Annotated in this window: 14 protein-coding genes; 7 read left to right on the top strand and 7 right to left on the bottom strand. The window is 50.6% G+C overall.

Annotation, left to right across the window (positions count from 1 at the left end; translation table 11 throughout):
- Positions 1–128 precede the first annotated feature (128 nt).
- Positions 129–482 carry a hypothetical protein gene (locus tag M2403_RS04590; RefSeq protein WP_165059318.1) on the bottom strand — a complete coding sequence of 118 codons (354 nt, stop codon included), beginning with the start codon at positions 480–482 and terminating at the stop codon, positions 129–131.
- A 384-nt stretch (positions 483–866) separates the two neighbouring features.
- Between M2403_RS04590 and M2403_RS04585 the strand changes: the two genes are divergently transcribed.
- Genes M2403_RS04585 through M2403_RS04575 form a run of 3 tightly spaced genes read left to right on the top strand, consistent with a single transcriptional unit; the run spans position 867 to position 3,353 of the window.
- Positions 867–1,595: a metal ABC transporter ATP-binding protein gene (locus M2403_RS04585; RefSeq protein ID WP_259228610.1), complete on the top strand. Its 729-nt coding sequence runs from the start codon at positions 867–869 to the stop codon at positions 1,593–1,595.
- The gene (locus M2403_RS04580) at positions 1,592–2,449 is read left to right on the top strand and encodes a metal ABC transporter permease (protein ID WP_152327892.1); all 858 of its coding nucleotides are present in this window, start codon (positions 1,592–1,594) and stop codon (positions 2,447–2,449) included. Before M2403_RS04585 ends, M2403_RS04580 begins: the two co-directional genes overlap by 4 nt.
- Positions 2,450–2,474: 25 nt before the next feature.
- Complete coding sequence (locus tag M2403_RS04575; protein ID WP_152328028.1) at positions 2,475–3,353, top strand: metal ABC transporter substrate-binding protein; 879 nt, start codon at positions 2,475–2,477, stop codon at positions 3,351–3,353.
- A gap of 120 nt (positions 3,354–3,473) precedes the next feature.
- Here M2403_RS04575 and ykgO read toward each other — a convergent pair whose 3' ends face one another.
- From ykgO to M2403_RS04555, 4 genes are all read right to left on the bottom strand, one after another.
- Positions 3,474–3,614 carry a type B 50S ribosomal protein L36 gene (gene ykgO, locus M2403_RS04570; RefSeq protein WP_095924976.1) on the bottom strand — a complete coding sequence of 47 codons (141 nt, stop codon included), beginning with the start codon at positions 3,612–3,614 and terminating at the stop codon, positions 3,474–3,476.
- Between the two features lie 20 nt (positions 3,615–3,634).
- Positions 3,635–3,889, bottom strand: a complete 255-nt coding sequence (locus tag M2403_RS04565; protein ID WP_101075513.1) for a type B 50S ribosomal protein L31 — start codon at positions 3,887–3,889, stop codon at positions 3,635–3,637.
- Positions 3,890–4,008: 119 nt separating this feature from the next.
- Positions 4,009–7,161: a multidrug efflux RND transporter permease subunit AcrB gene (gene acrB / locus M2403_RS04560; protein WP_152327893.1), complete on the bottom strand. Its 3,153-nt coding sequence runs from the start codon at positions 7,159–7,161 to the stop codon at positions 4,009–4,011.
- 16 nt (positions 7,162–7,177) lie between these two features.
- Positions 7,178–8,353, bottom strand: a complete 1,176-nt coding sequence (locus M2403_RS04555; RefSeq protein WP_152327894.1) for an efflux RND transporter periplasmic adaptor subunit — start codon at positions 8,351–8,353, stop codon at positions 7,178–7,180.
- A 141-nt stretch (positions 8,354–8,494) separates the two neighbouring features.
- On the opposite strand from M2403_RS04555, the gene acrR reads away from it, so the two are divergent.
- Both acrR and mscK read left to right on the top strand, forming a co-directional pair.
- Positions 8,495–9,142 carry a multidrug efflux transporter transcriptional repressor AcrR gene (acrR, locus tag M2403_RS04550; RefSeq protein WP_165059719.1) on the top strand — a complete coding sequence of 216 codons (648 nt, stop codon included), beginning with the start codon at positions 8,495–8,497 and terminating at the stop codon, positions 9,140–9,142.
- Positions 9,143–9,322: 180 nt separating this feature from the next.
- A complete protein-coding gene (gene mscK, locus M2403_RS04545) occupies positions 9,323–12,706 on the top strand; it encodes a mechanosensitive channel MscK (RefSeq protein ID WP_405047804.1) in 3,384 nt (1,127 codons plus the stop codon).
- A gap of 64 nt (positions 12,707–12,770) precedes the next feature.
- Here mscK and rsmS read toward each other — a convergent pair whose 3' ends face one another.
- Both rsmS and priC read right to left on the bottom strand, forming a co-directional pair.
- Positions 12,771–12,944: a pleiotropic regulatory protein RsmS gene (gene rsmS / locus M2403_RS04540; RefSeq protein ID WP_101075801.1), complete on the bottom strand. Its 174-nt coding sequence runs from the start codon at positions 12,942–12,944 to the stop codon at positions 12,771–12,773.
- A 95-nt stretch (positions 12,945–13,039) separates the two neighbouring features.
- Positions 13,040–13,576 carry a primosomal replication protein PriC gene (priC, locus tag M2403_RS04535; RefSeq protein WP_152327897.1) on the bottom strand — a complete coding sequence of 179 codons (537 nt, stop codon included), beginning with the start codon at positions 13,574–13,576 and terminating at the stop codon, positions 13,040–13,042.
- A 135-nt stretch (positions 13,577–13,711) separates the two neighbouring features.
- Here priC and M2403_RS04530 point away from each other — a divergent pair, with 135 nt between their 5' ends.
- Positions 13,712–14,080: a DUF454 family protein gene (locus M2403_RS04530; protein WP_152327898.1), complete on the top strand. Its 369-nt coding sequence runs from the start codon at positions 13,712–13,714 to the stop codon at positions 14,078–14,080.
- A 184-nt stretch (positions 14,081–14,264) separates the two neighbouring features.
- Positions 14,265–14,816, top strand: a complete 552-nt coding sequence (apt, locus tag M2403_RS04525; protein ID WP_152327899.1) for an adenine phosphoribosyltransferase — start codon at positions 14,265–14,267, stop codon at positions 14,814–14,816.
- The last annotated feature ends 47 nt before the right edge of the window (positions 14,817–14,863 follow it).

The following is a 14,863-nucleotide window of genomic DNA, read 5'->3' as shown; positions in this document are numbered from 1 at the left end:
ACTTACTAAAATTTCAAAGACCCTTACATAGGACAATGTCTTTGAACGGAGGTTTACTCAATTTATATACAGCCAGTAATTTAAATATAATTCATTTTCAGAAAGCTGTGCAAACGTATTACTCAAACTTACAATTCGTCGGCCGTCGTTCCTTTGTTCAATTCAATTATATCAAACTCCAAACCCTCAGGTTTTACATGGAATGTGACACTTTGCGTCATGAACTCTTCGGCATTAATGTCCAGGCAGCCATTGAAGACTGTCCAGCGGAAACGGTAAGTCATTGAATAATAGTTTTTGTCAATTTGTGTTATTGACACGATTTGCAAAGAACTCGGTTCATACTGCGCATTTTCTGAGAAATAACGTAAATCCCCAATTAACGGTGCTTCAATTTCAGATAAAGTGCATTCAATTATCTGTTGCAGTACCTGAGGAGATAGAATTTTCTCATTAATATCGTAAGGGATGATTTTCTTCAACAGTAATTACCTCTTACTCACTTACCTTTTCATTATTGCACATTTTTAACAGGATGTGTTTTGACCAGTGAAAAAAAAAACCTGACAGAAATTTTATAACTTTCTGATTCTCATGAAAATTATCATCAGCACATCAATTTTTACCCTTTTCTGACATTTTTGCCCGCAGTTCGGTGCCAGGGCACCGGCTGAAATCCTCCAGCCGGTAAAAAACTGAAACAGTTCACGTATTGCTCTGCAGTTTGGTTTGTGATGTTATATTGTAACGAATGGAGGGGCCATGACTAAAACACTCTTTACGCTTTCTTCGCCGGTACGCTGCGTTGCGGTACTGGCTGTGCTCGTTGTTTTATGGGCTGCGATTTATTGGGCGATTTCACTACCATGATTTTTGTTAATAATGTCGAAGTCGGTTATGACCGGCATGCGGTTGCCATGCCGTTGAACGGGCAGTTTCGAAGTGGTTCACTGACGGCCATTATCGGCGCGAACGGTGCAGGGAAATCGACGTTTCTGAAAACACTCGCAGGGCTGCAACAGTCTGTGGCGGGCGATATTACGTTTACCAGTGGCAAACGTCCGCGGCTGGCGTATTTACCGCAGCAGGCCGAACTGGATCGCGGATTTCCTATCAGCGTCTTTGATCTGGTCGCTATGGGCTGCTGGCCGCAAAGCGGTTTGTTTGGCGGAATTAACCGCCAGTCTGCGGCGGCGGTGGCAAAGGCGTTAGATACTGTCGGCATTACAGAAATGTCACTGCTTCCTGTGGGGTCGCTTTCCGGCGGTCAGTTGCAGCGCACGTTGTTCGCGCGTTTGCTGGTTCAGCAGGCGCCGTTAATTATGCTCGATGAACCGTTTACCGGCATCGACAGCCAGACGACTGAACTGCTGCTGAAAGTCATTGCGCAGTGGCATCAGGAAGGTAAAACCGTGATCGCAGTTTTACACGACATCTCTATGGTTGCCCGGCATTTTCCCCATGTGCTTTATCTCAGCGCAAGCCAAAATCTGTGGGGAAGTGCGCACGATGTTCTCAGACATTTCCCTCATCAGGCGCATGCCTGCGTCTCGGCAGAACCTTTCTCTCTGGCGGCGGGAGTCGCAAATTCATGATGCTTTTTCATTTGCTGGCCGATCCCTTTATTGAATTCGGCTTTATGCGCCGCGCCTTAATCGCCTGTATCGCATTATCAATCAGCGCCACGCCGTTGGGCGTTTTCCTGTTATTACGTCGTATGAGTCTGGTCGGCGATGCACTTTCGCACGCGGTATTGCCCGGTGCCGCTATCGGTTATCTGATTTCAGGCATGTCGCTGGTCGCAATGGGGATTGGCGGGTTTATCGCAGGGCTGGCGGTTGCCATGTTATCCGGGCTGGTGAGCCGCAGAACGCAGCTTAAAGAAGACGCCAGTTTTGCCGGATTTTATCTCGGCTCGCTGGCGCTCGGCGTCACGCTGGTTTCGCTACGCGGCTCGAGCGTCGACCTTCTGCACGTTTTGTTCGGTTCTATTCTGGCCATCGATTCTTCCGCCATGATTATGGTCGGCATTATCACCAGTCTGTCATTGCTGGTGCTGGCCTGTATTTATCGCGCGCTGGTGATTGAATCTTTCGACGCCTTATTTCTTCGTGTCAGCGCCGGGAAATGGCTGGCGGCGATCCACGGTATTTTTCTGGCGCTGGTCGTCGTCAATCTGGTTGCCGGTTTCCAGATCCTCGGCACGCTGATGTCAGTCGGTTTAATGATGCTGCCTGCGGCCAGCGCACGTTTCTGGGCACGGGATTTACCGCATACCTTACTGAGCGCCATGATCATTGGTGTCATCGCCAGCGTGGTAGGGCTGATCTGGTCTTATTATGCATCGTTGCCGGCGGGACCGGCGATTGTGCTGAGCGCGACCGTTATTTTCTTTATTTCAGTTTTATTTGGAAAGCGCGGCGGGATGTTAACGGCCTCGCGTTGTTAAGAAGTACCACTATTAAGGGGACATGATGAAAGTATTACCTGTATCACTCGCAGTAGCTGCCCTGCTGTCGAGCCCGCTGGCAATGGCGAAAACCGTAGACGCGGTAGCCAGTTTTTCTATTCTGGGTGACATCGTTCAGGAAGTCGGGGGCGAACACGTTAAGGTAACGACGTTAGTCGGGCCGGATGGTGATCCGCACAGTTTTGAACCTTCACCGAAAGACAGCAAAGCCATCAATGCGTCTGACGTCGTGTTTGTCAGCGGTTTGGGGCTGGAAGGGTGGATTGATCGACTGGTGAAAGCTTCCGGTTATAAAGGCCATCTGGTAACGGCCTCTGAAGGTGTTAATTCCCGCAAGATGGAAGAAGACGGTAAGCAAATCACCGATCCTCATGCCTGGAACAGCATGGCGAACGGCGTGATTTACGCGACCAATGTGATGAATGCGCTGATCAAAGCCGATCCGGAAGATGCGGATTATTTCCGCCAGCGCGGCACGGCTTACATTGAGCAGTTACAAAAGCTGGATGCCTGGGCGAAAACGGAATTCACCGGTATCCCTCAGTCAAAACGTAAAGTGCTGACCAGTCATGACGCATTTGGTTATTTCGGTCAGGAATATCACGTCAGCTTTATGGCTCCGGTCGGTTTTTCTACCGAAGCGGAAGCCAGCGCCAGTGGTGTGGCTTCACTGATTAAGCAGATTAAAGAAGAGAAAGTGAAAACTTACTTCATCGAGAACCAAACCGATCCACGTCTGGTGAAGCAGATTGCTGCTGCCAGCGGGGCGCAACCGGGTGGAGAGTTGTATCCGGAAGCATTGTCAGGCCCGCAAGGTCCGGCAACGACTTATGTGAAAGCGTTCAAGCATAACGTTGAGACGATTGTCGCCAGCATGAAATAAGATTTCCCTCCTCACGGTCATACTGTGGGGAGGTTTACATCATGTCTTAATCATAGAAAAAGCCCCGTCGGGCAAGCGGCGGGGCTTTTGTTTTATGGGTAAACGGGCTGGCAGAAAATATTAACGTTTCTTCTTTTTACCCTGTACCGCTTTGAAGCGTGGATTACTTTTACAAATCACATAAATCCGGCCTTTACGACGGACTACGCGGCAATCCGGATGTCGGTTTTTAGCTGAACGTAATGAACTGAGAACCTGCATTTCATTTTCCCTGGAGTTGTTTATTTCTTACCGAGGAAGCTGCCAAAGCGCTGATTGAAGCGCGCGGTGCTGCCTTCTTTGGAATATTCTTTCTGCTTGCCGGTGTAATACGGATGTGACGCTGAAGAGACTTCGATAGTCACATACGGATAGGTTGCGCCTTCCAGTTCAATGGTCCGGTCAGTAGAAATGGTTGAACCGACTTTGAAATATTCGTCTGCGCTGGTGTCGTGAAAAACCACGGTGCGATACGCAGGATGTATAGCGGGTTTCATAATGCCTCGAAATGTTATGTTATACTATAACAATAATTATGCACCCATCTGTTTTCCGGTTCAAGACTCAGGCGAAAAAAAAGGCCGCATAAGCGGCCTTTTCTATGGAGCGTATCCTCTTACAGCGTCGGATGCTCTACTTTGTGGGTATGTTCGATGTCTTCGTTCTTCTTACCAAAGCGGCGGCGAACCACCACGAAGAAGACCGGAACAAAGAAAATCGCCAGCAGTGTTGCAGTGATCATCCCGCCCATTACGCCGGTACCTACGGCGTTCTGAGAACCGGAACCTGCACCGGAGCTGATAACCAGCGGCATTACACCGAGGATAAAGGCCAGTGAGGTCATCAGAATCGGACGCAGACGCATACGAACCGCCTCCAGAGTTGATTCGATGAGACCTTTACCTTCTTTATCCATCAGGTCTTTGGCGAATTCGACAATCAATATGGCGTTCTTCGCGGACAACCCGATGGTGGTCAACAGACCTACCTGGAAGTAAACGTCGTTGCTCAGGCCACGCATTGTCGCGGCCAGAAGCGCACCGACCACACCGAGCGGCACTACCAGCATAACCGAGAACGGTATAGACCAGCTTTCATACAACGCCGCCAGACACAGGAAGACGACAATCAGTGAGATGGCGTACAGTGCCGGAGCCTGGTTACCTGACAGACGTTCCTGATAAGACAAACCAGTCCAGTCAAAGCCGATACCGTTTGGCAGTTTAGAAGCCAGAGACTCCATCATTGCCATCGCATCACCACTACTTTTACCCGGTGCTGGCTGACCCAGGATTTCCATCGAAGGCAGACCATTATAACGTTCCAGACGCGGTGAACCGTATTCCCATTTCGCGCTCGAGAACGCGGAGAACGGTACCATCTGGCCTGCGCTGCCACGGACATACAGATTATTAATATCGGAAGGCAGCATGCGATATTTGTTTTCAGCTTGTACGTACACCTTCTTCACACGACCACGGTCGATGAAGTCGTTGACGTAGCTACCACCAATCGATGCACCTAATGTGGTGTTGATGTCGGAAATTGAAACGCCAAGAGCCGTTGCTTTTTCCTGATCAATTTCGATTTTGAACTGTGGTGTATCTTCCAGACCGTTTGGACGAACCTGAGTCAGTAAGTCAGGATGTTGAGCAACCATGCCCAGCAACTGGTTACGTGCCTGGGTCAGTTTGTCATGCCCAAGGTTAGCCTGGTCAATCAGCTGGAAGTCGAAGCCAGTTGCCGTACCTAACTCAACAATTGCCGGTAAGTTGAACGGGAACACCAGCGCATCTTTGATGGTACTGAAAGCGCCCATTGCACGGCCTGCAATCGCAGGAACCTTGTTCTCAGCTCCGCCACGTTCAGACCAGTCTTTCAGACTGACGAACGCGATACCGGTGTTCTGACCACGACCTGCAAAGCCAAAGCCGTTAACGGTAAACACGGAGTTTACGTTGGCTTTTTCTTTGGTCAGGTAGTAATTGCTGACTTCATCGAGCACTTTCTGCGTACGTTCCTGCGTCGCACCTGCTGGCAACTGCGCCATGGTCAGGAATACGCCCTGGTCTTCTTCCGGCAGGAAGGAGGTTGGCAGGCGAATAAACAGGAACGCCATGCCGACAACGATCAGCAGATAAATCACCAGATAACGACCGGTGCTGCGCAGAATGTTGCCTACGCTGTCGGTGTAGTGATGCGTGCTTTGCTCAAATTTCTTGTTAAACCAGCCGAAGAAGCCTTTCTTCTCGTGATGCTCGCCTTTGGCAACCGGCTTAAGCATGGTCGCACACAGCGCTGGCGTCAGGATCATCGCCACCAGAACAGACAACACCATGGCCGAAACGATAGTGATGGAGAACTGACGGTAGATAACACCGGTAGAACCGCCGAAGAAGGCCATCGGGATGAATACTGCGGACAGCACCATCGCGATACCGACCAGAGCACCCTGGATTTGCTCCATGGATTTCTTGGTGGCTTCTTTTGGCGGCAGGCCGTCTTCGACCATCACGCGCTCGACGTTTTCTACCACCACGATGGCATCATCGACGAGCAAGCCTATCGCAAGCACCATCCCGAACATCGTCAGCGTGTTTATCGAGTATCCGAATGCTGCCAGAATCGCAAATGTACCGAGCAATACGACCGGAACCGCGATGGTTGGGATCAGCGTTGCGCGGAAGTTTTGCAGGAACAGGAACATGACGAGGAACACCAGAACGATAGCTTCGAACAGTGTTTTACCCACTTCCTTGATCGAGATTTTAACGAACGGCGTTGTATCGTACGGGTAAACGACTTCCAGGCCAGCCGGGAAGAATGGCTGAAGCTTAGCCAGCGTTGCCTTGACCGATGCTGCTGTATCAAGGGCGTTAGCGCCGGTCGCCAGTTTGATCCCTAAACCAGAAGCAGGTTGTCCGTTGAAGCGGGCAATAACATCGTAGTTTTCACCACCGAGTTCAATTTTTGCCACATCTTTCAAACGTACCTGAGAGCCATCCTGATTCACTTTCAGAATGATTTTACCGAACTCATCAGCGGACTTCAGACGAGTCTGCGCCACGATAGAGGAGTTCAGCTGTTGGCCCGGAACCGGTGGTGTACCACCGAGCTGGCCTGCGGCAATCTGGTTGTTCTGAATTTTGATTGCGTTGATGACATCAACCGGCGTCAGCTGGAAGTTATTCAGCTTGTTCGGATCCATCCAGATACGCATCGCGTACTGGGCACCAAACAGCTGAACGTCACCCACACCGGCGGTACGGCTGACCGGGTCTTTGATGTTCGAACCGACGTAGTCGGCGATGTCATCCTGGGTCATCGTACCGTTGTTGGAGATAAAGCCCGCTACCATCAGGAAGCTGCTGCTCGATTTCTCAACGGAAATACCCTGTTGCTGAACTTCCTGCGGCAGCAACGGTGTTGCCAACTGCAGTTTGTTCTGTACCTGAACCTGCGCGATATCCGCGTCGGTACCAGAAGCAAAGGTCAGGGTGATCTGAACCGTACCAGAAGAGTCACTGGTCGACGACATGTACATCATGTTGTCGATACCGTTCATGTTCTGTTCGATAACCTGCGTGACCGTATCCTGTACCGTCTGCGCATCCGCACCCGGGTAAGTTGCGGTCAGCTGGATAGCCGGTGGCGCAACGGTTGGATACTGTGCAATAGGCAATTTAAGAATTGCCAGTGCCCCCGCCAACATGATGATGATGGCGATCACCCATGCAAAGATGGGACGATCTATAAAAAACTTAGCCATGAATTACCGGCTCCTATTAAGACTTCGTCGCTGTAGCGGGTGCTGCTGCGTTTTGATCAACTTCCTGTGCAGTAACCGGTACGCCTGGCTTAATTTTTTGCAGACCTGTCACGATAACTTTATCGCCACTTTTCAGGCCATCGGTCACAACCCATTTGTCGCCGATTGCCTGCGTTGTGGTGACAGTGCGAAGTTCAACTTTATTGTCAGCACCTACCACCATCGCTGTCGCATCACCGCGTGGGTTACGGGTGATACCTTGCTGAGGAACCAGCAGAGCGTTGTTGTTTACCCCTTCATCAAGACGTGCGCGCACGAACATGCCCGGCAGCAACGAACCTTGTGGGTTAGGGAAAATGGCACGCAACGTAATGGAGCCCGTCGTTTCATCAACCGTCACATCAGAGAATTCTAATGTACCCGCCTGCGTATATTCTTTACCGTTATCCAACAGCAGCTTGACCTGTGCTTTACCGTCCACCTGTTTCAGGGAGCCATCAGCCAGTTCCTGTTTCAGACGCAGGAAGTCATTGCTCGACTGGGTCACGTCAACATAGATAGGATCCAGTTGCTGCACGGTCGCCATTGCGGTTGTCTGGCCGGTAGAGACCAGCGCGCCTTCGGTCACAGAGGAAATACCAATACGTCCGCTGATAGGGGAGGTCACTTTGGTGTAAGCCAGATTGATACGCGCCGTTTCAACAGCCGCTTTGGCTGTCACAACAGCCGCATCGGCCTGCGCTGCGGTTGCTACAGCAGTATCGTAATCTTGCTTACTGATGTAGTTAGTGCCGAGCAGAGGTTTGTAACGGGTCACGGTAAGACGAGAAATTTGCGCATTAGCCTGCGCTTTTACCAGATCGCCTTTAGCGCTGTCATACGCGGCCTGATAAGTGGCTGGATCAATTTGATATAAAGAGGTCCCGGCTTTAATTTCGCTGCCTTCAACGAAGTTTCGTTTCAGAATAATGCCGCCAACCTGCGGACGTACTTCAGCAATACGGAAAGAAGCAGTACGGCCAGGAAGTTCGGTAGTCACATTAAGCGGTTCTGTTTTCAGTGTAACGACGCCTACCTGAGGGGCTTGCGGCGCACCTTTTTGGGCGTCTTTATCGTTACATCCTGTAAGTGCTAAACTTCCGGATAGCATCAGAACTACCGCCAGAGGCGTTAACCCTCTGTTTTTGTTCATAAATAAACCTCAAGTGTCCGATTTCAAATTGTCCAATGGATCACAAGACTTAAAATCCATTGCTGCGCTCTTAGTATGTGCATGCTATGTTACATACATTCAAGAATGTATGTAAATCAAACTCCCCTGAAAGATAATCCTATGGCACGAAAAACCAAATCACAGGCGCTGGAGACCAGGCAACACATACTGGATGCGGCTGTGCGTGAGTTTTCTGCCCGAGGGGTATCGTCGACATCACTGACTGATATTGCGAATGCAGCCGGTGTGACACGGGGCGCAATTTATTGGCATTTCAGGAACAAAGTGGAACTGTTTAACGCGATTTGGGAGGCCTATGAGTCCCAGATTAAAGTACTCGAACTAGAGTATCAGACAAAGTTTCCGAATAATCCACTGCGTATTTTGCGTGAAATCCTGATTTACATTCTGGTCGCCACGGTCACTGATCCTCAGCGTAAAGCATTGATGGAAATTATATTCCATAAATGTGAATTTGTTGGGGAGATGACGTCCGTTCATGAAGCCAGAAAATCCCTCTATATGGAAGGATACGGTAAAATTGAACGTATTCTTGAGAGATGTATTAAAGAAAAACAATTACCTGCCACACTGGATACCCGTCAGGCCGCCGTTATTTTGCGGGCTTACCTGACCGGGCTGATGGAAAACTGGTTATTTATCCCCGAAAGCTTTGATTTACAAAGTAATGCTGAGCGGTTTGTGGACACTTATCTCGACATGCTGCGCCACTCCTCTTTCCTGGTTCTCCCGACCAAAACCGTGTAATCGTTTTCTCGCAATTAATAAGTCTGCAATCTTTATTGACACCTCAGCCCAAAAATTTCACTTTCTGATGTTGTATTCAGAAACGCTTTTCTCCTTCCTTTAAAGTCGAACGCTGCTATTGTCATCCTTATATTATTCATTCGGCAAATGAGTTGAAGCTGACGTATGTTTATCCGGTGTATGGCCGTTCCTTCAGACAACGTTTCTGTCCTGAAAAAAAATGGGATTTGGCGCGTTTTCACGCTCGTGATTTATCTCTCAATATTGATATTTTCCCTTCCCGGTCATGCCGCCAGCAACGATATTCCGACCCGCAATGAAGTCCAAAATCAGCTGGATGCGTTAAACCGGCAGAAGAACCTGACGCCGGTAGATAAATTGTCGCAGCAGGATTTGATTCACACGCTGGAATATCTGGATGCGTTAGATCGGGTTAAACAGGATGTCACTCAGCTTCATCAGCAGGTTGCCGAAGCGCCGCAGAAACTGCGTGTTGCGATGGACGGGCTTGATCAGTTAAAAAACAGCACCAAAGATGACGTGGATAAAGCGCAGCTTTCCGCGTTGTCGCTGCGTCAGCTGGAGAATCGCCTCAATGATACGCTCGACGATCTCCAGTCCTCTCAGGAAGATTTGTCGACGTTCAACACCCAGCTGATTTCGCTGCAAACCCAGCCCGAACGCGTGCAGAACGCGATGTACAGCTATTCTCTGGCGATTCAGAAAATCCGTAATCAGCTCAACGGAATGTCGCCGGGGCAACAGGACCTTCGCAATACACAACAAACGATGCTGGTGACGCAGCAGGCCTTGCTCAGTGCACAGATTGATTTACAGCGCAAAAGCCTCGAGGCCAACACCACGTTGCAGGATTTACTCCAAAAGCAACGTGACTACACCAACGCGCACATTAACCAGCTCGAACATACCGCGCAGTTATTGCAGGAAGTGGTAAATGGCAAGCGACTGATTTTGTCCGAGCGGACGGCGAAAGAAGCCCAGACGCCGGACGATACCTCGAACATTCAGAACGACCCGCTGGTGGCGCAGGAGTTGGGAATTAACCGCAAGCTCAGCGAACGTCTGATTGCCGCCACGGAAGAAGGCAACCAGCTGGTTCAGAAAAATATCACGGTAAAAAACTGGCTCGACCGTTCTGCGCAGGCCGAGCATGATCTTAAAGAGCAAATTACCGTACTGAAAGGCAGCTTATTGCTTTCGCGGATCCTGTATCAGCAACAGCAAAATACTATTCCGCCGTCCGGCCTAATCACTGACATGAGTGCGCACATTGCCGATTTACGCCTTGAACAGTTCACCATTAACCAGCAGCGTGACGCGTTATTCCAGGGCGACAGTTACATTCAGGGCGTCGTCGCCACCAGCAAAGAAAACATTAACGAAGATATCAGCGACGCGCTCGATCAAATTGTGGACATGCGCCGTGAACTGCTCGATCAACTGAATAAACAGCTCGGAAATCAGCTTTCTCTGGCAATCAATTTGCAGATTAACCAGCAGCAACTGATAAGTATTAACCAGTCGCTGACCGAAACGCTGACGCAGCAGATTTTCTGGGTGAGCAGCAACAAACCGATGAACTGGGAATTCATAAAGTCGCTGCCTGACGATGTGAAAAACCAGCTGAGCAGTCTGAGTTTTAATTTCCCGCGCGGCGAGCTGATGATGGGCGCGCTGCATTCATTGCCCGCCACGATCCCGGTTTTACTGGTCATTCTGCTTTTACTCTGGCGCCGGAAATATATCAACCAGCGCATCGAATCTCTGAGTAATGATGTCGGGCAACTCAAGCGTGACAGCCAGCTGCACACGCCGCAGGCGCTGATTCTTCTCGCGCTCAATGTGCTGCCGGGTGTGTTTCTGACGCTGGGCATCGGCTACTGGCTTTCACAATGCGATATTGATTCGAGTGATTTTTTATGGACGCTGGCGCAGCGGCTGGCCGTCTTCCAGTTTGTGATGGGCTTTTGCTACCGGATGCTCAAACCGGGCGGCATTAATGAACGCCACTTTAATACGCCGGTTGCCACATGCGCACATTACCGGCGTTCGGTGATCCGCCTGAGCCTGGTAATGTTGCCGCTGATCTTCTGGTCGGTACGCGGTGAAAAAGCGCCGCTGGGGCTGGTGGACGACATCATCGGGCAGATAGTGATATTCCTGACCTTACTGGCGCTGAGCGTGCTGGTCTTCCCGATTGCCCGCGACGGCTGGCGTGAAAAAGATTCTCACAGCATTCGTCTCGTGATGGTCACGGCTATTGCGCTGGCACCGGTTTTCCTGACAGGGCTGGTCGTCACCGGCTACTTCTACACCACGCTACGTCTTGCAGGTCGCTGGATTGACAGCCTTTATCTGCTGATTTTCTGGAACATCATGTATCTCACCGCGCTGCGAGGACTGAGTGTGGCGGCGCGACGGCTGGCTTATCGCCGTGCGCTGGCAAGGCGGCAGACTGCCGCTGCGAAAGAGGGCGCGGAAGGGAGTGAACCGGTAGAAGAAGAGCCGCCGCTGGGCTTGGATCAGATTAACCAGCAGTCTTTGCGGCTGACCACCATGGTGTTGTTCTTCATCTTTGCCACCGTGTTTTACTGGATTTGGTCTGATTTACTGACGGTGATTTCCTATCTCGACAGCATTTCACTGTGGCATTACTCCGGCACAGTGGCCGGAACCGTGACGCAACAAACGGTCACACTGGGGAATTTATTGCTTGGATTCCTGGCGGTGATAGTGGCGTATGTTTTAACGCGCAACTTGCCGGGATTGCTGGAAGTTGTGGTGCTTTCGCGCCTCCAACTGCGGCAGGGGACCTCGTACGCCATCACCACGATCCTGACTTATTCGATTACGGTGATTGGCGCGATAACCGCACTCGGATCGCTCGGCGTTTCCTGGGATAAATTGCAGTGGCTGGTGGCAGCACTGTCGGTCGGGCTGGGCTTTGGTTTGCAGGAGATTTTCGCCAACTTCGTATCGGGTCTGATCATATTGTTTGAACGCCCGGTGCGTATTGGCGATACCGTTACTATCGGTACGTTCTCGGGCACGGTCAGCCGCATCCGTATCCGCGCGACGACGATTATCGACTTTGACCGCAAAGAAGTGATCATCCCGAACAAAGCATTCGTTACTGAGCGGCTGATCAACTGGTCGCTGAGCGACACCGTGACCCGCGTGCTGATCAAAATCGGTGTGGCCTACGGATCCGATCTCGACAAAGTGAAAGACATCTTATTGCAAGCGGCGCATGAGAATCCGCGCGTGATGAGTGATCCTTCGCCGCTGGTGTTTTTCCTGAATTTCGGTGCCAGCACGCTGGATCACGAACTGCGGGTTTATGTCCGTGAACTGGGGGATCGCAGTTATACCGTCGATGAGCTTAACCGCAGCATTGATAAACTTTGCCGCGAAAACGACATCAATATCGCCTTCAATCAGTTGGAAGTGTATTTGCATAACCAGGACGGGAATGAAGTGCAGGAACTGAAGCGGTCGCTGAGACAACCGGGAGATGAACCGGACGCGCTGCCGCAGAGCTGATTACCGCCGGACAATTCAGGGGAAAGCGACGGATTCCCCTGAAACAGGCAGCCGGGCGGACGGCTTAGAGATAACTGATAGAAAGCGTGTTTTTGCTGTTTTTCAGCTTTTCCTGATAATCACGCTGAACGATTTCCAGTGCTGCAAGAGCCGTCTCGGGCGCAATTTCATTGCACTCAAGCAGGTAAATCAGATCGACAGCAAGCTGAAGTTCGGGGGGCGCATTTTCTACTGACATATTAGCCAACATTATTAGAAGCAGGTTTTGGACTTATCATTATAGATAAGAAAAGGCGGGCTCTGAATGCCGGATTCAAAAAATGTGATAAAGATTCAAAAACCTTTTTCCTGACGCTCGATTTGTCTCTCAATTTTAGCCAGCGCCTGACGACAACGCATCAGACGGCCTTCCAGTGCAGCCAGTTCTTTCTGTACCCGCTGCTGATCGGCGAAAGTAGCCAGTTGTCCGAGCGTCGTTTCCCGGTCTTCAATCATTGCCACCAGACGGCGCTCAAACTGCTGAGTTTCCGCCAGTCGCGTATAGTTATCATGGCTTTTGCGTTCCGGCGTCTGGTGCGTTTTCCGCAATGTTTGCGTCGCCAGTTCGCGCTGCATGGCGGTAATTTGCGCCACCAGTCGTTCGGCAATAAAAGCCACCTGCGCTGAACGCTTTTCGACAACTTCCTGATTCAGTTGCTGCAAATTGATTTTTATTTCAGCCAGATAATCCCGCAGACGGGTGCCTTTGGTTGAAAACAGGGCGACATCAAAGCGCGCCTGAGAAGCCGAAACGTGGCCAATCGGCTCAATTTCCCGCGCCAGCGTTTCTATCTGCTGATCAAGGACATGTAAAATTCGTTCTGTGCTCACGGCGACTCTCCTTGGATGACGCGCCTAGCTTACCTGTAACCCCCGGCGATACAAGTCTCACCCGGATATGACAGCAATCTCACACTTGTTTACACTGGGACACATCTTTCCTCATTCTAAAACCTTAACCTCTCCATGAAACGTGTTCTGTTGATTATCGGTGGCTGGGTATGTGTCGTGCTGGCCACACTGGGTGTCGTCTTACCGTTGCTACCAACGACGCCTTTTTTGCTGCTCGCCGCCTGGTGTTTCGCCCGATCATCGCCACGCTTCCACCAGTGGTTACTCTATCGTTCATGGTTTGGCGGTTACCTTCGCCACTGGCAGCAACATCGTGCGTTGCCAAAAGGGGCAAAACCCAAAGCAGTGATCCTGATCGCAGTGACTTTCGCCATTTCGATTTATTTTGTCCCGCTATTATGGGTGCGTATTTTATTGGTCTGCATGATGTTTATGTTGCTGATCATGATGTGGCGATTACCAGTGGTTGACCTTGAGCAATAAAAAAGGTGATCATGTCCGGCTGCGGGTTGCTTTTTAAAGCAGCTTTGCATAGATTTGGGCATCTCGTACGTCGGTGCGCTCCCAATTTCCTTCCTTAAACGGCATGCTTTATATGAGCGTGACGGGGGACATTTGACCGCCCGCGTTTAAGTATGAACAGCAGCTTTATCAGGCAATTAACATTATGACCGCTACCGCACAGCAGCTACAGTTTATTAAAGACAGTATTAAGACCATCCCTGACTATCCTAAGCCAGGCATACTGTTCCGTGACGTCACCAGCTTGCTGGAAGACCCGAAAGCTTATGCTGCAAGCATTCAGTTACTGGCCGATCGTTACCGCGACGCCGGTGTGACCAAAGTGGTCGGCACCGAAGCACGGGGTTTCCTGTTTGGCGCACCGGTTGCCCTGGTTCTGGGCGTGGGTTTTGTCCCCGTTCGCAAGCCAGGTAAATTACCGCGTAAAACTATCAGCGAAACGTATGATCTTGAATACGGTACTGACAGCCTTGAAATCCACGTTGATGCTATTCAGCCTGGCGAAAAAATTCTGGTGATCGACGATTTGCTGGCAACAGGTGGCACGATTGAAGCCACCGCGAAACTGATCCGCCGTCTGGGTGGGGAAGTAACCGACGCCGCGTTCATCATCAACCTGCCGGAACTCGGCGGTGAAAAACGCCTCAACGATTTAAGCATCAACTGCTACAGCCTGGTTTCTTTCGACGGGCATTGATCCAGACAAGCCTCGCCTGCTCAGGCGAGGCTGTGATAGCATTGCCT

Source organism: Rahnella sp. BIGb0603, from assembly GCF_024808755.1.
Lineage (GTDB): Bacteria > Pseudomonadota > Gammaproteobacteria > Enterobacterales > Enterobacteriaceae > Rahnella > Rahnella contaminans.
Note: the sequence above shows the minus strand (reverse complement) of the source record. Positions and strands in the feature narration are given on the sequence as shown.